The sequence below is a fragment of the Mesorhizobium norvegicum genome, assembly GCF_004919685.1.
In the GTDB taxonomy this organism is placed as follows: domain Bacteria; phylum Pseudomonadota; class Alphaproteobacteria; order Rhizobiales; family Rhizobiaceae; genus Mesorhizobium; species Mesorhizobium norvegicum.
In genome coordinates, this window is sequence record NZ_SMYZ01000001.1 from 48,977 (window position 1) to 67,144 (window position 18,168).

Genomic DNA, 18,168 nt, shown 5'->3' on the forward strand with positions numbered 1-18,168 from the left:
AACCCGCCGCGGGGGGGGCGGCGGGCCTCTCAAGCCGTCGTTTGTTCGAACACGGCGCCGTAGTGATAGGGCGGCACCTCGACCAGGTCGGCGAGCCTGAGGCCACCCGCCTCGGCGGCCGCTTCGGTCTGCTCCGGCGACAGCCTCAATTCGGTCCTCGGTCCGCGGGGCTCGCCCTGGACGATCGTTGTTTCGCGCGGGCGCTGGTGCCAGTTGACGATGGCGAAACGGCCGCCCGGACCGAGTGCCGCCCGCACCGCGCGCGCCAAACGCGGCCGGTCGGGAACGCCGTGAAAGGCGTTGGCCATGAAGATGAAATCGGCGGGTCGAGGCGCCAGCCTTGCAAGGTCATAGGCGTCGCCTGCGACAAAGTCGCAATTCGTCGCGCCGCTTTCGGCCAACCGGTGTTCGGCGGCTTCGAGCAGATCGGCGTCGATATCGATGGCGACGACATGGCGGGCCACCCTGGCGATCGGCAGCGTGAACCAGCCGTCGCCGCAGCACAGATCGATCACCTCCATGCCTGGCTTGATCCCCGTTGCCGAAAGCACGGCGGCGGGGTCGGGCCACAGCGCCTCCCACCAGCCGCTGTTCGGCATCTCCGTGCCTTGGAAGAAACCTGGAATGGCACTGGTCATGCTGAGGTGGGCTCCATCGTTGGCAATATACGCTCCATGTCTCACCCTAGTACATGCAGTTCGCACACGAGACTGACTGTTCGGCCATGAAAAAGGCCGGCGAAACGCCGGCCTTTTTACGGGATCCAAGATCTGGACTGTCGGCTCAGCCGACGATCTCGGTGTCCGAGAACCAGTACTTGATCTCTTCTGCCGCGGTCTCCGGCGCATCGGAGCCGTGCACCGAGTTTTCGCCGATCGACAAGGCATGAACCTTGCGGATGGTGCCGTCGGCCGCATTGGCCGGGTTGGTGGCGCCCATCACTTCTCGGTTCTTGGCAATGGCGTTCTCGCCTTCCAGCACCTGCACGATTGTCGGTGCCGACGACATGAATTCAACCAGCTCGCCGAAGAACGGGCGATCCTTGTGGACGGCATAAAAGCCTTCAGCTTCGCGGCGGCTCATCCAGACCCGGCGCGAGGCGATGACGCGCAGGCCTGCCTCTTCCAGCATCCTGGTGATGGCGCCGGTGAGGTTGCGCCGGGTTGCGTCCGGCTTGATCATGGAAAATGTGCGTTCGAGCGCCATGGGTCGTCCTTGTCTGAGAATGGAATTGAGAGTGGCGGGCTCTATACAAGCCGCCCGGCCCATTGCCAAGGGGTGAGGAACGGTCCGCGAGGCGGAGGCTGCACAGCAACGCGTTGCTTGCTATACTGGCGTGTCGGCGCCGCGCTGAAGTCGGCCCGCATGGAGGCAACATGACCATGACAGACGATCGTCAGGAACGCATTCGCAACCGCGCTCATCAGATCTGGCTGCAAGAGGGACAGCCGGCTGGACACCATGAGCGTCATTGGCATCAGGCGGCAGCCGATGTCGACCAGGAGGATGCCGCGGGGAAGTCGGCAGCCAAGAAGCCAATCAAGAAGGCAGCTGGCGCCAGCAAGGCAAAAGCCGCCCCCAAGGAAGCAAAGGCTGCCACGAAGGCCAGCAAGCCAAAGAAGGCGGCGGCCAAGTAAGGCCTGGCTATCGCCTCGCGGCTGACCTTTTTTGCAGGATATTGACGGCCCTCGTGCTGCCTTGCGGCAAGGGCAGGCGTTGCGGCGTCACGCTGCCGCAGCCACTTTTCGTCCCAGCCCGCCATGCAGGTCGAGGCAGCGGGCGAACCACTGCACCACCACATCGCCGTCGTCGAGCAGTTGGTAAGGCGAGGCTATGCGCGCCCATTGCAGCGCGCCGAAGACGATGTAGTCGGCAAACAGCGGCGACGCGCCGCCGATGAATGGCTGATAGCCGAGCATTGAACGCAATGGTTCCAGCGAGGCCCTGAAGGTGCCGAGCCCGGCGTCTCGGGCTGCCATCACGTCTTCCAGCCGCTTGCCCAGACGCTGCTCCCGGTTCTGGCGGAAATAGGCGGCGTTTTCCGCGTCCTGCATGGCATGAAGGTCCATGATCGCCGCGGTGGTCACATAGGGATGGATGGTCAGTTGCGACCAGCGTTCGATGAAGCGCGCCGTCGCCTTGCCGCCTTCACCGCCAAACAGCGTCGGCCGGTCCGGATAGGTTTCATCGAGATAGAGCGCGATGGCGAAGGAATCCGCGACGACCGTCTCGCCGTCTCGGATCACCGGAATGGTTTTCGAAACGCCGCCCTCGACAGCGGGTACCTCGAGAAAGCGCGTCGGCGCGGTTGATATGTCGAGCCCCTTGTGGGCAAGAGCCATCGCCACCTTCCAGCAATGCGGGCTGAACGGACGTGTGGTGTCGCGTCCGACGAGGTCATAGAGCAGAATGGTCATTGGCGGCGGCGTTCCTGCGGGTTAGGTAGGCCCCGCATCGACGCGAGCCGAGGGGAAGCCATGAGACAGCATTTCATGATGTTTGCGGCCTATAATCAATGGGCCAATGGCCGCATCTATGATGCCGCCGCCGAGCTCGACGACGAGGAATTCAATCGCAATGTCGGCGCCTTCTTCGGATCGATGATGGGCACGCTCAATCACCTGCTGACGGCCGACCGCATCTGGATGAAGCGCTTCACAGGCGAGGGCGACGCGCCGACGACGCTGGACGCTATCCTGCATCGCGGGCTGACCGGTCTGCGGATGGCGCGTGAAGCCGAGGACCGGAGGATCATCGATTGGGTCGGTGGCCTCAGCGACAAGGCGTTGACGGGCCGCTTCACCTACATGACCGTCTCGGACATGCGCACGGTCTCGCAAAGGTTGGCGCCGGCGCTGGATCATGTCTTCAACCATCAGACCCACCATCGCGGCCAGGCGCATACGATTCTGACCATCTTGGGACGACCAAGCCTGGGGTTGGATCTGATGCTTTTCCAGCGCACCGAAGAGGGCAGGGCTTTCGCCTGATCCCTGCGATGTTTGGCGGTTGTGAGTCCGAAGGCTGAGGGCTCCGCGCCCACTATCGCTGCATTTTGTGCTGAAGCATCGTCCTTACATCGGGCCGCAATCTGTGGCTCTCAACTTGCTCTTGCCGGTCAAATCTCATCGGCAGACGACCAAATGCTTGCCTGAAATTCAGATAGCGGCCGAAGCTTCGCCCCTTATTTCGCTGTCCATCTGGCACTGCGTCAGAGCCGCTTCCGCCATCACCCACTGCTTGAACAACAGGACCTTGCGTGCGGCAAGGCTTTTTGGGGGAGAGACGAAATACCAACCAGCCGTGTTCGGATGGTGGACGGCGAATGGAGCCACCAGCCTTTCGGCGCGGATGTCGCTGGCCATATAGGCACGGTTGGCCACAGCAAACCCCATCCCGGAATTGGCTGCCTCGTAGGACATCATGCACGAGTCGAAATAGATGCTTTTGGTCTCGCTGAGCACGAAGCTGGCGCCGGCAAAACCGAGCCAGGATTGCCAGTTCTGGGTGCAGGTATCGGAATGCAGCAGCGTGAAGTGCTTGAGGTCGTCCGGTGTCACCTTTGACAGCGGCTTGTCGCCGAGGACTTCACGGAACAGCTTGCGGCTGCACACCGGCGTCAGGTCTTCCCGAAACAGCAGATCCGATTGCAGCCCGTGAAAGTGACCGTCGCCATAGCGGATTTCAAGGTCGAACTCGGAAGTCGTGAACTCATGCGTCGCGTAGGAGGTCGAAACGCGCATCTCGATGTCCGGGTATTGCCGCTGGAACAGCGGCAGACGCGGAAACAGCCAGCGTGCGGCAAAAGTCGGCAACACAGAAATCTTCAACACATGCTCCTGTGATTGCCCGGTCGCTTCCATGCTGGCGGCGACGATTCGCTCCAGCGCCTCGCGAACACGCGAGACATAGGTCTCGCCCTCCGGCGTCAACGACACCGCATTGCCGCCGCGCTGGAAGATCTTGAAGCGCAGCTGATCCTCGAGGCTTTTGACGCGCTGGCTGACCGCTGAAGCGGTGATGAACTGTTCTTCGCCGGCACGCGTGAAATTCCCGTGCCGCGCAGCACTCTCCACGATTTTTAGCGAATTGAGGTTGACCTGACTGAGCAGACGCACGGTTTCGACCTTAAGCTTGGCTTACACTAGCACCAGCATTCCTAATTTTACAGGGGTGGGTGAATTAATCGACTGTTCACCAAGTGTTGCCCCCATCCTGGAGAAGTAGAATGAACGCCCATACCATTCCCGAACTGCGCTATGCGATGAGCCGTGAAGCCATCATCGGCCATGAGACAGCCTGGAAAGTGTCCAGTTTCGGCGTCGCGCAATATTTGCACGGCTATGACCCGGCGCTGCTTGCCGCGATCGAGGAGGCTGCTCTGAAGCTCAAGGCCAGCCATGCCGTGCACAAGCACCTCGATCTGACCTTCATCACCGGGGCCGATCGTTTCATCCCGGAGATCAAGGAATTGCTGCATGACAAGCTGCGCCTGGAGCGGCTGTCCGACATGATGGGCACCAAGCTGGAGCCCTATCCGCTGTCGATCGTCGGCTCGACGGTCACCTTCATGAACCCCAAGGACGGCGCCGTGGAATGGCATTGCGATGGCGTTCCGGTCACCGAGCTCATTCCGCTGTCGATCAGCAATCCGTTGGTCGGCGGTCACCTCGAAATCTACTGCGACGACTCCGAAACCGGCCGCGCCATCCTCGAATCCGGCCGCGAGATCCCGCGCAACCGTGTCATGCGCATCGATCACAAGATGAACTACGCGACGCTCGGGCAGTTCCTGGGCGTCCTGCATCGCACCGCCCCGATCCGGTTCGGCGAGCGCGTCACGCTGGTGCTCAACCAGCGCTCGGTGGCCAAGCCCTATGTCGACGACAACCGCATGTTCTATCTCGCCGCCGACAACGACCACGACCGTGATTGGGTCAACGAGCTGGCCGAAGATGTCTGGACCAACCAGCTGCCGGCCTATCGCCGGTTCGAGGCAGAGCATCCGGTGCCCGCGCCCGTCGACACGCCGGTTCCGGGCGGAGCCAGGGAATCATGGTAATGAACCATGATCCCGAAAAGTGGGAACCGGTTTCCGGACAGGATCATGGTCGGACAGCAAAATAGAGTCCCAGGCCGGTTGTTTCGGCATGGATCAGGCTCGATATCCGCGCTGGCCTTCGCTGCCGGCGCGGTTGCATTGTGGTCGACCAATGCACTGGTCGGCAAATCCCTGCTGGCCAGCCACCCGGTGTCGCAGGTGCAGTTCCTGCAATTTGCAGGCGCTGCACTCGTCTTCGCCGTCATCCGGCTGATGAGCCGGGAAAGAGCCGCGCCGGTCACGGCCGGGGCCGCGCTCATCTCTCTCGCGGTCGGCTTCATCGGTCTGGTCGGCACCATGGTGCTGCAATACATCGCCTTCGCTTCGATGCCGGTGATCGAGGCCAATCTGATGGCCTACACCTGGCCGTTGATGGTCGCGGCGGCGGTCATCGCCTTGGAGAATCCGCGGCGCCCGGCACTGCTGGGCCTTGCCGCGGTGGTGGGCTTCATCGGCGTCGCACTGGTGATTTCGGGAGGGCGTAACCAGTCCTGGCTCCAGGGCGATCTCGTCGGTTATCTCACCGCATTCGGATCCGCCCTATGCATGGCCTTCTATTCGATCATGGTGGGGCGGGTTGCCACCTCGCCGGATCGGCTGTTGCTGCCATCGGCGCTGATCGGCGTCGCCTTGACGTTTCTTTGGTGCGTTCGCGACGGCTTCGCCTGGCCCGTCGGTACGGACCTGGCTCTCGGCCTCTATCTGGGCGCCGGTCCGATGGGGTTGGGCTACTATTTCTGGTCACGCGCCTTGAAGCTCGAAGGCAGCGGCAAGGTCGCGGTCGTCGCCTATCTCACGCCGATCGCTTCGACCCTGCTTTTGACCCTGTCCGGCGAACGGCTGACGATGACGGCCATTGTCGGAGCCGTCCTCGTCATCGGCAGTTGTATCGCGGTCGGTGTGGAACGTTCGGAGGCCGAAAGCCATGTTTGACGAAAATGAACGCCTGGCCATTCAGGAAGCGCATTGGCTGGTCAAGGAGTTTGGCGCCGAGGCGCCGCTCTACGCCGCGATGAAGGCCGAAAAGGCGATAGAACAAAAGGATTTCGGGCGTTGCGCCCGCTGGAAGCGTATTCTGGAGATATTGGCCGACAGTCCTGCCGCGAAGTCTGCTAGTTCCAAGTATTAGATTTTCTAATTTGCATAGCGCCGATTTCGCATGAAAGATACTTTTGCCGATTCTTGATTCCTTTTTGAGACTTGGCGGTCCGTTGGGGGACGCGGTTAAAGAGATACATCGACACAAGTCTTCGCTGGGGTGGATGATTTTGTCGCAAATAAGGTGAAAGAATTGTCAAATATCGATGATAAGACCGTTATCGAGCTGACGGCCGATATTGTCTCGGCCTATGTAGGCAACAATCCGCTTCCGGCTTCCGGTCTGCCCGAATTGATTGCCAGCGTCAGCGCTTCGGTCCGCAAGCTCGCTGGTGCAGTTGTCGCGGAAACCCCAAACCTGGTTCCGGCAGTCAATCCGAAGAAGTCGGTGTTTCCCGACTACATCATCTGCCTTGACGACGGGAAGAAGTTCAAGTCGCTCAAGCGGCACCTGCGGACCGACTATGGCCTGAGCCCGGACGACTACCGGGCCAAGTGGGGCTTGCCGCCGGACTATCCGATGGTTGCGCCAAACTACTCGGCGACACGGTCGGCGCTGGCAAAGTCGACAGGACTTGGCCGCAAGCCGGCAGCAGCGCCGGCCACTGTGGCCAAGGCGACGAAGCGCAAGGCGACTGCCTGAGCGCTGCCTGCCGGTAGGCGAGCCACTGTTCGACTGCTTTGACGGCGCCCTCGCGGGCGTCGTTTCGAGACCTTGTGCGGCCAACTGGCCCACAAGGTCTTGCGAAGCGTTGATGTCCGGTGCAAAAGCGCGGCCATGCTGATCATCAACGACCTATCGCTCCGCATGGCCGGACGTTTGCTTCTCGACCATGCCTCGCTGACCTTGCCGGCCGGCACCAAGGCCGGCCTTGTCGGCCGCAACGGCACCGGCAAGACGACGCTGTTCAAGGCCATTACCGGCGATTTCCCGTCCGAGACAGGCTCGATCAGCCTGCCGAAGAGCACCCGCATCGGCCAGGTGGCGCAGGAAGCGCCAGGCACCGAGGACCCGCTGATCGAGATCGTGCTCAAGGCCGATCTCGAACGCACGGCGCTGCTCGAAGAAGAAAAGACGGCGACCGATCCGCACCGCATCGCTGACATCCATATGCGGCTGGCCGATATCGACGCGCACTCGGCCGAATCCCGCGCCGCCACCATTCTCGCCGGCCTCGGCTTCGACGACGCGGCGCAGCGCCGTCCGGCCTCGTCCTTCTCCGGCGGCTGGCGCATGCGCGTGGCGCTCGCTGCGGTGCTGTTTGCCGAGCCCGACCTGCTGCTGCTCGACGAGCCGACCAACTATCTCGATCTCGAAGGCACGCTGTGGCTGGAAAACTATGTGTCGAAATACCCGCACACAGTGCTTTTGATCTCGCACGATCGTGACCTGCTCAACCGCGCCGTCAACTCGATCGTTCATCTCGACCAGAAGAAGCTGACCTTCTGGCGCGGCGGCTACGACCAGTTCGAGCGTCAATACACCGAGCAGAAGGAATTGCAGGAGAAGGGCCGCGTCAAGCAGGAAGCCGCCCGCAAGCACATGGAATCCTTCGTCGAGCGCTTCCGCGCCAAGGCCTCCAAGGCGAGACAGGCACAGTCGCGCATCAAGGCACTGGAAAAGATGAAGCCGATCGCGGCCATCGTGAACGATTCAGTGCGGCCGTTCTCGTTCCCCGAACCGGTAAAGACGGTGGCCTCGCCGATCGTGGCGCTGAACAACGTCAATGTCGGCTACACCGACGGGCAGCCTATCCTCAAGAAGATGACGTTGCGCATCGACGCCGACGACCGCATCGCGCTGCTCGGCGCCAACGGCAACGGCAAGTCGACCTTCGCCAAATTGCTGTCCGGCCGGCTCAAGCAGGAGAGCGGCACCATGACGGTGGCGCCCGGGTTGAAGGTGGCGATCTTTGCCCAGCATCAGCTCGATGATCTCCGGCCGGAGGAGAACGCCTATGAGCATGTCCGCCGATTGATGCCGGAGGCCCCGGAATCGAAGGTGCGCGGCCGCGTCGCCCAGTTCGGCCTCACGACCGAGAAGATGAACACCGCCGCCAAGGATCTGTCGGGCGGCGAGAAGGCGCGGCTGTTGATGGGCCTGTCGGCCTTCGAAGGCCCGAACCTGTTCATCCTCGACGAACCGACCAACCATCTCGACATCGACAGCCGCGAATCGCTGATCCATGCGCTGAACGAATTTCCCGGCGCCGTCATCCTGATCTCGCACGATCGCCATTTGCTCGAGGCGACGGCCGACCGGCTGTGGCTGGTCAAGGACGGCGCGGTCAACCCGTATGATGGCGACCTCGAAGACTACAAGACGCTGGTCACCGGCGTGTCCGGCGACCGCCGCGGCAAGCGCGAGGCTGATAAGGCGTCCAAGGCCGATCGCCGTCGTGATGCGGCGGCACGCCGCACCGCCTTCGAGCCGCTGGCCAAGGAGATCCGCGCCACCGAAGCGCTGATGGACCGCATCCGCAAGCGCATCGACGGCATCGAGGATGAACTGTCCAATCCGGCGGTCTATGAGAAGGATCCGTCGACAGCGACGCGGCTGGCCAAGGAGCGCTCGCAACTGACCCAGACGCTGGCCGGCCACGAGGAAAAGTGGCTGACCATGTCGGCCGAATATGAGGAAGGCACGGCGGAGTGAGTGCGTAATCTCCCCCACGAGGGGGGAGATTAGCTAATCATCTGGCCCTACACGCGCCCTTTGAAACCCGCTAGACAAACCCCATGAACCAGCATGCCAAGCTCAGAATCGGTCATTCGGCCTGTCCTCATGATTGCCCGTCGACCTGCGCGCTTGAGGTCGAGTTGCTTGACGGCAACCGCATCGGCCGCGTCCATGGCGCCAAGAGCAATACGTACACCGCCGGTGTCGTCTGCGCCAAGGTCGCGCGTTATGCCGATCGCGTCCATCATCCCGACCGTTTGCTGAAGCCGCTGATCCGCACTGGTGCCAAGGGCGACGGCGCCTGGAAGGAAGCGAGCTGGGAAGCAGCGCTCGACCTCGTCGCCGAAAAGTTCATCGCGGCCGAGGCGAAGTACGGCTCGGAGACGGTCTGGCCCTATTATTATGCCGGCACGATGGGGCTGGTGCAGCGTGACGGCATCGACCGGCTGCGCCACGCGAAAAAGTATTCCGGCTTTTTCGGTTCGATCTGCACCAATCTCGCCTGGACCGGCTGGATGATGGGGGCCGGCGCTCTGCGCGGGCCGGACCCGCGCGAGATGGCGAAATCCGATTGCGTGGTGATCTGGGGCACCAATGCGGTGGTCACGCAGGTCAACGTCATGACCCACGCCATCAAGGCGCGCAAGGAGCGCGGTGCCAAGATCGTCGTCATCGACGTCTACGAGAACGCGACGATGAAGCAGGCCGATCTCGGCCTGGTGCTGAGGCCGGGTACCGACGGCGCGCTGGCCTGCGCGGTCATGCATGTGCTGTTCAAGGAAGGCATGGCGGACCGCGCCTATCTCGAAAAATACACCGACGACCCGAAAGGGCTTGAAGCACATCTCGTGACGCGCACGCCGGAATGGGCGGCTGGGATCACCGGCTTGACGGTCGCCGAGATCGAGGCCTTCGCCCGGCTGGTCGGCACGACGAAAAAGACCTATTTCCGCCTCGGCTATGGTTTCGCGCGCCAGCGCAATGGCGCCGTCAACATGCATGCCGCATCTTGCATCGCGGCTGTCACCGGCAGCTGGCAATATGAGGGTGGTGGCGCCTTCCATTCCAATTCCGGCATCTTCAAGCTCAACCAGGATGTGTTGGAAGGCACGAAGATGCGCGATCCTTCGATCCGTTATCTCGACCATTCGCGCATCGGCCCGGTGCTGACGGGAGCCAGCGACGCGCTCTATGGCGGCCCGCCGGTGACGGCGATGCTGATCCAGAACACAAACCCGGTGAATGTCGCGCCGGAACAGCGGCTGGTGACGCAGGGCTTCCTGCGTGACGACCTGTTCTCTTGCGTGCATGAGCAGTTCATGACCGACACGGCCAAGCTTGCCGATGTCGTGCTGCCGGCGACAATGTTCCTGGAACATGACGATGTCTACAAGGGCGGCGGCAACCAGCACATCACGCTTGGCCCCAAGCTGATCGAGCCGCCGGAAGGGCCGCGCACCAACCATTTCGTCATCGAGGAATTGGCTGAGCGCCTCGGCGTCGCCGATCGACCGGGTTTTGGCCTGACCGAGCAGCAGCATATCGACATCATCCTGGGCAAGCGCGGGCTGGGCAGCTTCGACAGCTTGAAGGAAGACAAGTGGGTCGACCTGCAACCGGATTTCGACACCGCGCATTTCATCAGAGGATTTGGCCATGCGGATGGAAAATTCCGCTTCCGCGCCGATTGGACCGGGCAGGCGGCGCCCAACCGGCCACCGAAAAGCATGGGTCTGTTCGGCCCGGTGGCGCGGCTGCCGGAATTCCCCGACCATGTCGACCTGATCGAGGTCGCCGACGAGGCGCATCCGTTCCGGCTGACGACCTCGCCGGCACGCAACTTCCTCAATTCGACCTTTTCCGAGACGCCGGTGTCGAAGGCCAGGGAAGGCCGGCCGGAACTCTTGCTGCATCCCGACGATGCCGCAGCACTTGGGCTGGCCGACGGCGATCGTGTCGAGGTCGGCAACACGCGCGGCGAAGTCGTGCTGCATGCAAAGCTGTTTGACGGGATCAAGCGCGGCGTCGTCATCGCCGAAGGCATTTGGCCAAACAGCGCGCATGAGCGCGGCGAAGGCATCAACGTGCTGACCGGCGCCGATGCGCCGGCGCCCTATGGCGGCGCTGCCTTCCACGACAACAAGGTCTGGCTGCGCGCGGCTGGGTGAGGTCGGCGAGAACTCAGATCATACCGGCAGGGTTTCGGCTGCCTTCTTTCGGTTTCGCCGGAGGCGGATGTCGTCAGCGATCTGCTCAGCCTCGATCGAGATTTCGCGCAGCAATCCGGTGACCGGATTGTGAAAGCCGATGAGATAAAGACCGAGGTCTGAAGCGCTCGCATTCACGCCGCTGCGGCCTGGCTGGACGCCGGGCTCCAGCAATCTGGCATAGCCTGGTCGGAAGCCGGTGGCGAAGATGATCGCATCGAACTCGCCCTGCTTGCCATCGGTGAAACGGGCGCCTTGTTCGGTGATCTCGGCAATATCGGGTGCGACCTTGATCGCGCCTTCGCGGATCTTGCCGACGGTGCCGATATCGATCGTCGGAATGCGCGACGCCACGGCGATCTGCTGCAGCATTCCTTGCTGCGGCCGCCTGAGCCCGTATGTCTCCAGCCTGCCCAGCGCCAGGTCGAGGATGATGGGGAACAAGGCATCGTTGATGCGTTGCGGCATCAGGCGCGCCGCCATGCCGATCATCTGGATGGGCACGCCAAGCAGCTCTCGCGGCACAATATGAACGCCGCCGCGCACCGAAATCGTCGGTCGCGCGCCGCCTTCCACCAGATCGAGCGCAATCTCGGCGCCGGTGTTGCCCATGCCGACGATCAACACCGACTGGCCGGCAAAAGGCATGGCGTTGCGATAGTCGGCGCTATGCAGTCTTTTGCCCTTGAAGGCATCGGCGCCGGGAAATCCGGGCATCAGCGGCTCCGCGTTGTTGCCCGACGCAATCACCACCTGTGAAGCGTGCAGGGGGCCTGTCGTCGTGTCCACGAGCCAGCTTCTGCCCCGCCGGTTGATCGCCCGCACCGTTTCCCCAAATCGGGGCCGCAGATCGAAACGTTGCGCATAGGCATCGAGATAGTCGGCGAAGAGATCGCGCGGCACATAGCGCGGATAATCCCTGGGAAAGGGCGCGAAGGGCAACGAGGAATAGCGTTTGGTCGTGTGCAAATGGACGCGCTCATAGTGGCGTCGCCAGGCGGGTGCGGATTGCTGCTCTTTTTCGAGGAGGACGAAGTCCTGCCCGCCCTGTCGCAGGCACGCGGCAATGGCCAGGCCCGCCGGCCCGGCACCGATGATCGCAACTGGTGTGGTGTCGTCCAAGCGCGCCTCCGCCGACAAATTCGCTTCCGGAGAATGGCAAAAGCATGGCAGCCGGAACCTGCCGTGCCAGCAACGCTCAGCCGGGCAGGGGCACCGTCAGTCCGACCTTGACCCGGTCCATGGCAACGAAAGTTCGGAACTTCCTGACATTGTTGCTGTCGAAGAACAGTTTTCGCGTCAGCGCCTCGTAGGCGCCCATGTCGGCCACGGTGATGACCAGGATGAAGTCGGCCTCGCCGGTGACATAGTAGCATTGCTGGACTTCAGGGGTCGCCGAGAATTGCCGCTTGGCGGCGTCGATCAGTTCGGCGCGTTCGCTCTCGAGTTCCACCTCGACGAAGATGGTGATGGGCTGGCCGACAGCCGCCGGCTCGATGACCGCGACATTGCCGGCAATGACGCCGGTCTGCTCCATCCGCTTGATGCGGCGCTGCACCGCCGGCGCCGAGAGGTTCACCGCTTCGCCGATCAGCCGCTGCGGCGTCGTGTTGTCGCGCTGCAGGATGGCAAGGATGGCGAGATCGAAACTGTCGAGCGAGGGTGGCGATACAGGCAATGGAGATATCCCTGGCGAAACAAACTTGCATTTGGGAGGCCATATTACAGCGCTCTTTGCGCCCATCCTGCAATATATTCTCGCTGAATGCCAAGGAGGCCGCCAGTGTTCTTGCTCAACCGCAATACTTTGCATCGCCTGCCACTCGATCCGGCCGATGCCGATACCCTTGGCGTGGCCGGCGCCGACATGGTCGAGCGTTTTCTTGCCCATCGCGACGATCACCTGATGACGCCGCTGCATGCGCTGCCGGCGCTCGCCGCCGAACTCGGACTTGGCGCCATCCATATCAAGGATGAAGGCTTTCGCCTCGGCCTCGGCAGCTTCAAGGCGCTTGGCGGCGCCTATGCCGTCTTCCGCCTTGTGCTGGAGGAAGCAGGCAGCCGGCTGGGCCGGCCCGTCGAAGTGGCCGATCTCGATCAGCCTGATGTGCGGGCCGTCGCCGCGGCGATGACATTTGCCTGTGCGACCGACGGCAATCATGGCCGCTCCGTCGCGCAAGGCGCGCAACTCGTCGGCGCGCGGGCCGCGGTCTTCGTCCACGCCGGCGTCAGCGAGGAGCGCATAGCGGCGATCGCCCGCTATGGCGCCGAGATGATCCGCGTCGACGGCAATTATGACGATTCGGTCAGGCAAGCTGCCCAGGTTTCGGCCGAGAAGGGCTGGACCGTTGTCTCCGACACCTCGTGGCCCGGCTATGAACGGATTCCTGGCCTGGTCATGCAGGGCTATACGGCGATCGTGCGCGAAGCCTTGCGTCAGCTCCCTCGGACGCCAACCCATGTCTTCGTGCAGGCCGGTGTCGGTGGCATCGCGGCCGCGCTGGCCGGCCATCTGGCCATCGTGCTCGGTGACGCCAGGCCGACCTTCACCGTGGTCGAGCCAGCGCGTGCCGCTTGTGTTTTTGCAGCCGCCCAGGTCGGGCGCCCGGTCAAGGTCGCGCACGGCCAGCCGACGGTGATGGCCATGCTCGAATGCTACGAGGCCTCGCCGGTCGCCTGGCGGGTGCTGGCTCGCGCCGCCGACGCCTTCATGACGGTGGATGAGGCCGACGCCGTCGCGGTGATGCGGCGGCTGGCGCGGCCGGCCGGCGGCGATCCTGTGATTGTTGCGGGCGAAAGCGGCGGCGTTGGCCTTGCCGGCCTGATCCGGACGGTGGCCGACAACAAGGCCGACCTTGGGCTCGACCGCAAATCGCGCGTGCTGGTGATCAACACCGAAGGCGCCACCGACCCGCATCGTTATGCCGAACTGGTTGGAATGAGCCCGGCCGATGTGCTGGCCGGCAAGATGACAGCCGAGGCAACGGCATGATCGCCATCGATGCAAAGCGCCTGCTCGGCCGTATCCGCGAACTTGGCGCTGTTGGCCGCAATAGTGAGGGCAGGCTTATCCGGCTGGCCGCCTCCGACACCGACAGGCAGGGCCGCGACCTCTTCGTCGGCTGGCTGCGGCAGGCCGGGCTCGACGTCGCCATCGACCGTGTCGGCAACATTTTCGGCATCTGGCAAAGCCCGGAAACTATGGGGCAGGCGCCGCTGCTTATCGGCTCGCACATCGACACCGTCATCGATGCCGGCATTTATGACGGCTGCTACGGTGTGCTTGCCGGGCTGGAGGTGATCAAGGCGTCAGGCCTTTCGCCGTCGCGCCCGATCGCGGTTGCCGCGTTCACCAATGAAGAGGGCGTGCGCTATACTCCGGACATGATGGGCTCGCTGGTCCATGCCGGCGGCATCGATGCCGAAACGGTGCTGGCGGCTGTCGGCACCGATGGCAGCGTGCTGGGGCGGGAACTCGCCCGCATCGGCTATGCCGGCGACCTGGAACCCGGCTTCCTCACGCCGCATGCCTATCTCGAACTGCATATCGAACAGGGGCCGGTGCTGGAGCGCGAAGGCTTGCCGATCGGTGCGGTGGAGAATCTGCAAGGCATCTCCTGGCAACGCGTCACCATCGACGGCGTCGCCAACCATGCCGGCACCACGCCGATGTCGATGCGCAGCGATGCCGGCCACGCCGCCGCCCGGGCCATCACCTTCCTGCTCGACCGGGCCAAGGCCTCGAACGCGCCCACGGTCGCCACCGTCGGCACGATCCGCTTCGAGCCGAATGCCATCAACGTCATTCCCTCGCGCGCCGTCTTCACCATCGATCTGCGCGATCCCGACGAACAGCGCCTGCAGGCGGAGGAGGCGGCACTTGCCGCCTATCTCGAGCAGCTTGCCGCCACCGAGAACGTGATCATCTCGGTCGAGCAACTGGCCCGCTTCGAGCCGGTGATCTTCGACCTCCGCATTGTCGAACGGATCGAGGCTGCCGCGAAAAGCCGTGGTCTCGGCGTCAGGCGCATGACATCAGGCGCCGGCCATGATGCGCAGATGATGGCGCGCATCGCCCCGGCAGCGATGATCTTCGTGCCGAGCGCCGGTGGCATCAGCCACAACACGCGCGAGCACACCGAAGATGCCGAGCTTGTTGCCGGCGCCAACATCCTGCTTGATGTGGCCGCGCAACTGGCAACGTAGGTCAGGAGGGGCAGAAGAATGTCTGAACTCGATCGCGACGCGCTGAAGCAGGAAATGATTTTCTGGCGGCGCGATCTGCACGCGCACCCGGAATTCGGCTTCGAAGAGAAGCGTACCGCCGCCTTCGTCGCCGCCAAATTGCGTGAGTTCGGCCTCGACGATGTCACCGAACGTGTCGGCGGCACCGGGGTTGTCGGCACGCTGAAGCGCGGCAGCGGCAACCGGGCGATTGCGCTCAGGGCCGACATGGATGCGCTGCGCATCACCGAGCAGTCAAACGCACCCTACCGTTCCGGCAATCCCGGCATCATGCATGCCTGCGGCCATGATGGCCACACCGCCATGCTGCTCGGCGCGGCAAAGCTGCTGGCAGGTGAGGGCGGTTTCGATGGCACCGTGCGCTTCGTCTTCCAGCCGGCCGAGGAGTGGGGCAGGGGCGCGCTCGCCATGCTCGACGATGGGCTGATGCAGCGCTTTCCCTTCGACGAGATCTTTGGCCTGCACAACATGCCCGGCCTGCCGATCGGGCATTTCGAGACCCGCGCTGGCCCGGTCATGTCGGCCGAGGATAACTTCGAGATCGTGCTCAGAGGTCTCGGCGGCCACGCGGCACGGCCGCATTCCGGCAATGAAACGCTGGTCGCCGCCTGCGCGCTGGTCACCAATCTGCAGACCATCGTCTCGCGCCGGCTGAGCCCGGCCGACATATCGGTGGTTTCGGTGACCGAGCTGATCACCGACGGCACCCGCAACGCTCTGCCCGGTCTTGCCCGCATCCTCGGCGATGCGCGCAGCTTCCGCCCCGAGGTCAGTGCCGAGATCGAGCGGCAGATGCGCATCATCGCAGAGGGCACCGCCGCCGCCTACAATGTCACCGCCGAGGTCAAGTACAGCCGGGAGTTCGTGCCTCTGCGCAATGATGCCGAACTGGTCGATGCCGCGTTCGCGGCCGCAAGAAACGTCTTCGAGCCCGGCAATATCGCTGTCGCCCGCGAGCCGATGACCGCCTCCGAGGATTTCGCCCGTTTCCTCGATCACGTGCCGGGCTGCTTCGTCTTCCTCGGCAATGGCGAGGGCTCGGCGCCGCTGCACAATTCCAGCTACGACTTCAACGATGACGGGCTGTTGTTCGGCACGAATTTCCATGTCGCCGTGGTCAGGCAAAGACTGGGTGGCGAGGCGGGAAGATGATCGCGTTTTGATCGCCAGACCGCGCTCGCCGCTGGCCCAAACACCATCGCTATCGACAGCCAGCTCCCGGGCCTATTGACCTCCTGTTGACGGAGATCGGATGCCGATGACCAGGATTTCACTTCTGGGAATTCCCCACGACGACAACTCGTCCTTCGCCAAGGGCGCGGCGCAAGGGCCGGGCCATATCCATCCCGAATTGCTCTGCGATGCCTACAGCATGTGGAGCGAAACCGGTTTCGACCTTACGGACAGGCTGGTCGATCATGGCGACATCCGCTTCGAAGCCGCCACCGATCCATGGGATTTGATCGAAGGCGAGGTTGGACGCGTGCTGGAACTAGGCGATCCACTGATCTGCCTCGGCGGCGACCACGCCATCTCCTGGCCGGTGCTGCGCGCGGTGCGCCGCCGGCACTCCAGCCTGACCATTCTGCACATCGACGCGCACCCCGACATGTATGATGCCTACCAGGGCAATCCGCGCTCCCACACCTCGCCCTTTGCCCGCATCATGGAAGAGCGGCTTGCCGACCGCCTCATCCAGGTCGGATTGCGCACCGTCAACGACCATCATCGCGACCAGTTCGAGCGGTTCGGTGTCGAGGTCATCGAGGCCGCGCGGTTCAGCGACGATCTGCGGCTCGACCTCACGACGCCGGTCTATATCTCGATGGATCTCGACGGGCTCGACCCAGCTTTTGCGCCAGGGGTCTCGCATCGCGAACCCGGCGGCTTGACCACCCGTCAGGTCATCAATTTGATTCAGTCAGTCAACCAGCCGATCGTGGCGGCTGATATCGTTGAGTTAAATCCCGCTCGCGACATCGCCAACCTGACCGCCGGCGTGGCGGCAAAACTCCTCAAGGAGATTGCCGGGATGATGGTCAAGACACGCGGGTGACAGGCCGGCGAGGGTACGTTTTTAACGAAGACAATCGCCCGATGACGCCAGGGAAAGACTCAGCTAACTTCCGCTGTGCGGCGGACCTAATTATCCGCTTGGCCGGCGCTTCATTCCTCCTCCCAAGCGGCGCCGGCCTTCTTCCCCAATCCCCTCCCTGTTGATGCTAAATTAGCGGAAGTTAAATTTAGAGCGTTTGGGCTTGCCTGGAATTAGGGTCTTTCCGGCATAAATCCGGCATGCCTTTCGAAAGGTGCTGGCAGGAAAACCGATGCGCGGGCGTGGATGGATCAAGGCGTTGCGTCAGGACGACGTCCGGCAGGTGCGTGCGCACATTGCCGAACTGGAGCGCGACCTGATGGCGACCTCTCCGCAGGGCCGCCATAGGCGGCATGAGGCAGGACACGAACTTCGCAATGCCAAGTTCCGCCTGGAGCGTCTCGAGGAATGCATCGCCGAAATACCGGAAAGGCTGAACGTTAGCGGCAGCGATCGCGGCTCTTGATCACCTGGCCTGGATAATCGGCGAGGGAACCAAATGCCATCTCCTCGGGTTGGTTCTGTTCCAATGGAGTATGAACCATGTTCCGTCTGCTTATCGCCGGCGCTTTGGCCTATGTCACCTACCGCATCACCCGGCAGATGATCGACGACGTGCCTGACACGGTCGACCCGCTGCTGCTGCCGCCGTCGCAACATGATCGTGAGGCCTTGCGCCGGCAGTCGGCCGCGATGGGTATCGATCCGCAACGCTAGGGGCGATCTGTCAGCCCTCGGCGCG

General features: G+C 63.0%; 20 protein-coding genes. 14 read left to right on the forward strand and 6 right to left on the reverse strand.

The window, feature by feature from the left end; translation table 11 throughout:
* Positions 1 to 29: 29 nt before the first annotated feature.
* A complete protein-coding gene (locus FCU66_RS00250; protein ID WP_136620005.1) occupies positions 30 to 638 on the reverse strand; it encodes a class I SAM-dependent methyltransferase in 609 nt (202 codons plus the stop codon).
* Between the two features lie 145 nt (positions 639 to 783).
* The gene (gene ndk / locus FCU66_RS00255) at positions 784 to 1,206 is read right to left on the reverse strand and encodes a nucleoside-diphosphate kinase (protein ID WP_136620004.1); all 423 of its coding nucleotides are present in this window, start codon (positions 1,204 to 1,206) and stop codon (positions 784 to 786) included.
* A 170-nt stretch (positions 1,207 to 1,376) separates the two neighbouring features.
* Between ndk and FCU66_RS00260 the strand changes: the two genes are divergently transcribed.
* Positions 1,377 to 1,637, forward strand: coding sequence for a DUF2934 domain-containing protein (locus tag FCU66_RS00260; protein WP_136620003.1), 261 nt, complete (start codon positions 1,377 to 1,379; stop codon positions 1,635 to 1,637).
* An 87-nt stretch (positions 1,638 to 1,724) separates the two neighbouring features.
* Here FCU66_RS00260 and FCU66_RS00265 read toward each other — a convergent pair whose 3' ends face one another.
* On the reverse strand, positions 1,725 to 2,417 hold the full coding sequence (locus FCU66_RS00265) for a glutathione S-transferase family protein (protein ID WP_136620002.1): 693 nt from the start codon (positions 2,415 to 2,417) through the stop codon (positions 1,725 to 1,727).
* A gap of 60 nt (positions 2,418 to 2,477) precedes the next feature.
* On the opposite strand from FCU66_RS00265, the gene FCU66_RS00270 reads away from it, so the two are divergent.
* Positions 2,478 to 2,990 (forward strand): DinB family protein, encoded by a 513-nt coding sequence (locus tag FCU66_RS00270; protein WP_136620001.1) that lies wholly within the window; start codon positions 2,478 to 2,480, stop codon positions 2,988 to 2,990.
* Positions 2,991 to 3,158: 168 nt separating this feature from the next.
* Here FCU66_RS00270 and FCU66_RS00275 read toward each other — a convergent pair whose 3' ends face one another.
* Positions 3,159 to 4,118 carry a LysR substrate-binding domain-containing protein gene (locus tag FCU66_RS00275; RefSeq protein ID WP_136620000.1) on the reverse strand — a complete coding sequence of 320 codons (960 nt, stop codon included), beginning with the start codon at positions 4,116 to 4,118 and terminating at the stop codon, positions 3,159 to 3,161.
* Between the two features lie 110 nt (positions 4,119 to 4,228).
* Between FCU66_RS00275 and FCU66_RS40965 the strand changes: the two genes are divergently transcribed.
* From FCU66_RS40965 to FCU66_RS00310, 6 genes are all read left to right on the forward strand, one after another.
* Positions 4,229 to 5,062: a hypothetical protein gene (locus FCU66_RS40965; RefSeq protein ID WP_168992008.1), complete on the forward strand. Its 834-nt coding sequence runs from the start codon at positions 4,229 to 4,231 to the stop codon at positions 5,060 to 5,062.
* Between the two features lie 45 nt (positions 5,063 to 5,107).
* The gene (locus tag FCU66_RS00290) at positions 5,108 to 6,034 is read left to right on the forward strand and encodes a DMT family transporter (RefSeq protein ID WP_136619999.1); all 927 of its coding nucleotides are present in this window, start codon (positions 5,108 to 5,110) and stop codon (positions 6,032 to 6,034) included.
* Positions 6,027 to 6,230 carry a hypothetical protein gene (locus tag FCU66_RS00295; protein WP_136619998.1) on the forward strand — a complete coding sequence of 68 codons (204 nt, stop codon included), beginning with the start codon at positions 6,027 to 6,029 and terminating at the stop codon, positions 6,228 to 6,230. The genes FCU66_RS00290 and FCU66_RS00295 overlap by 8 nt, the downstream gene beginning before the upstream one ends.
* A gap of 162 nt (positions 6,231 to 6,392) precedes the next feature.
* The gene (locus FCU66_RS00300; protein WP_136619997.1) at positions 6,393 to 6,842 is read left to right on the forward strand and encodes a Ros/MucR family transcriptional regulator; all 450 of its coding nucleotides are present in this window, start codon (positions 6,393 to 6,395) and stop codon (positions 6,840 to 6,842) included.
* Between the two features lie 135 nt (positions 6,843 to 6,977).
* Positions 6,978 to 8,855, forward strand: coding sequence for an ABC-F family ATP-binding cassette domain-containing protein (locus FCU66_RS00305; protein WP_136619996.1), 1,878 nt, complete (start codon positions 6,978 to 6,980; stop codon positions 8,853 to 8,855).
* Between the two features lie 83 nt (positions 8,856 to 8,938).
* Positions 8,939 to 11,047, forward strand: coding sequence for a molybdopterin-containing oxidoreductase family protein (locus FCU66_RS00310; RefSeq protein WP_136619995.1), 2,109 nt, complete (start codon positions 8,939 to 8,941; stop codon positions 11,045 to 11,047).
* Positions 11,048 to 11,065: 18 nt separating this feature from the next.
* On the opposite strand, the gene FCU66_RS00315 is transcribed toward FCU66_RS00310, so the two are convergent.
* Positions 11,066 to 12,208, reverse strand: coding sequence for a flavin-containing monooxygenase (locus FCU66_RS00315; protein WP_136619994.1), 1,143 nt, complete (start codon positions 12,206 to 12,208; stop codon positions 11,066 to 11,068).
* Between the two features lie 76 nt (positions 12,209 to 12,284).
* Entirely contained in the window at positions 12,285 to 12,764 is a 480-nt protein-coding gene (locus FCU66_RS00320) for an Lrp/AsnC family transcriptional regulator (RefSeq protein WP_126068622.1), read from the reverse strand.
* A gap of 105 nt (positions 12,765 to 12,869) precedes the next feature.
* Between FCU66_RS00320 and FCU66_RS00325 the strand changes: the two genes are divergently transcribed.
* The 6 genes from FCU66_RS00325 to FCU66_RS00350 all read left to right on the forward strand — a co-directional run bounded on the left by FCU66_RS00325 (position 12,870) and on the right by FCU66_RS00350 (position 18,143).
* The gene (locus FCU66_RS00325; protein WP_136619993.1) at positions 12,870 to 14,078 is read left to right on the forward strand and encodes a diaminopropionate ammonia-lyase; all 1,209 of its coding nucleotides are present in this window, start codon (positions 12,870 to 12,872) and stop codon (positions 14,076 to 14,078) included.
* A complete protein-coding gene (locus tag FCU66_RS00330; protein ID WP_136619992.1) occupies positions 14,075 to 15,292 on the forward strand; it encodes a Zn-dependent hydrolase in 1,218 nt (405 codons plus the stop codon). Before FCU66_RS00325 ends, FCU66_RS00330 begins: the two co-directional genes overlap by 4 nt.
* An 18-nt stretch (positions 15,293 to 15,310) precedes the next feature.
* Positions 15,311 to 16,483: a M20 aminoacylase family protein gene (locus FCU66_RS00335; RefSeq protein WP_136619991.1), complete on the forward strand. Its 1,173-nt coding sequence runs from the start codon at positions 15,311 to 15,313 to the stop codon at positions 16,481 to 16,483.
* A 106-nt stretch (positions 16,484 to 16,589) separates the two neighbouring features.
* Positions 16,590 to 17,387, forward strand: coding sequence for an arginase family protein (locus FCU66_RS00340; RefSeq protein WP_136619990.1), 798 nt, complete (start codon positions 16,590 to 16,592; stop codon positions 17,385 to 17,387).
* Positions 17,388 to 17,658: 271 nt separating this feature from the next.
* Positions 17,659 to 17,892, forward strand: coding sequence for a hypothetical protein (locus FCU66_RS00345; protein ID WP_136619989.1), 234 nt, complete (start codon positions 17,659 to 17,661; stop codon positions 17,890 to 17,892).
* Between the two features lie 77 nt (positions 17,893 to 17,969).
* On the forward strand, positions 17,970 to 18,143 hold the full coding sequence (locus FCU66_RS00350) for a hypothetical protein (protein WP_136619988.1): 174 nt from the start codon (positions 17,970 to 17,972) through the stop codon (positions 18,141 to 18,143).
* The last annotated feature ends 25 nt before the right edge of the window (positions 18,144 to 18,168 follow it).

Excerpts from the sequence above, each read along its gene's own strand:
- FCU66_RS40965 (WP_168992008.1), top strand. The coding sequence starts at position 4,229 with ATGAACGCCCATACCATTCCCGAACTGCGCTATGCGATGAGCCGTGAA.
- FCU66_RS00250 (WP_136620005.1), bottom strand. The coding sequence starts at position 638 with ATGACCAGTGCCATTCCAGGTTTCTTCCAAGGCACGGAGATGCCGAAC.
- FCU66_RS00290 (WP_136619999.1), top strand. The coding sequence starts at position 5,108 with ATGGTCGGACAGCAAAATAGAGTCCCAGGCCGGTTGTTTCGGCATGGA.
- FCU66_RS00295 (WP_136619998.1), top strand. The coding sequence starts at position 6,027 with ATGTTTGACGAAAATGAACGCCTGGCCATTCAGGAAGCGCATTGGCTG.
- FCU66_RS00260 (WP_136620003.1), top strand. The coding sequence starts at position 1,377 with ATGACCATGACAGACGATCGTCAGGAACGCATTCGCAACCGCGCTCAT.
- FCU66_RS00330 (WP_136619992.1), top strand. The coding sequence starts at position 14,075 with ATGATCGCCATCGATGCAAAGCGCCTGCTCGGCCGTATCCGCGAACTT.
- FCU66_RS00335 (WP_136619991.1), top strand. The coding sequence starts at position 15,311 with ATGTCTGAACTCGATCGCGACGCGCTGAAGCAGGAAATGATTTTCTGG.
- FCU66_RS00270 (WP_136620001.1), top strand. The coding sequence starts at position 2,478 with ATGAGACAGCATTTCATGATGTTTGCGGCCTATAATCAATGGGCCAAT.
- FCU66_RS00265 (WP_136620002.1), bottom strand. The coding sequence starts at position 2,417 with ATGACCATTCTGCTCTATGACCTCGTCGGACGCGACACCACACGTCCG.
- FCU66_RS00345 (WP_136619989.1), top strand. The coding sequence starts at position 17,659 with ATGCGCGGGCGTGGATGGATCAAGGCGTTGCGTCAGGACGACGTCCGG.
- ndk (WP_136620004.1), bottom strand. The coding sequence starts at position 1,206 with ATGGCGCTCGAACGCACATTTTCCATGATCAAGCCGGACGCAACCCGG.
- FCU66_RS00305 (WP_136619996.1), top strand. The coding sequence starts at position 6,978 with ATGCTGATCATCAACGACCTATCGCTCCGCATGGCCGGACGTTTGCTT.
- FCU66_RS00350 (WP_136619988.1), top strand. The coding sequence starts at position 17,970 with ATGTTCCGTCTGCTTATCGCCGGCGCTTTGGCCTATGTCACCTACCGC.
- FCU66_RS00340 (WP_136619990.1), top strand. The coding sequence starts at position 16,590 with ATGACCAGGATTTCACTTCTGGGAATTCCCCACGACGACAACTCGTCC.
- FCU66_RS00310 (WP_136619995.1), top strand. The coding sequence starts at position 8,939 with ATGAACCAGCATGCCAAGCTCAGAATCGGTCATTCGGCCTGTCCTCAT.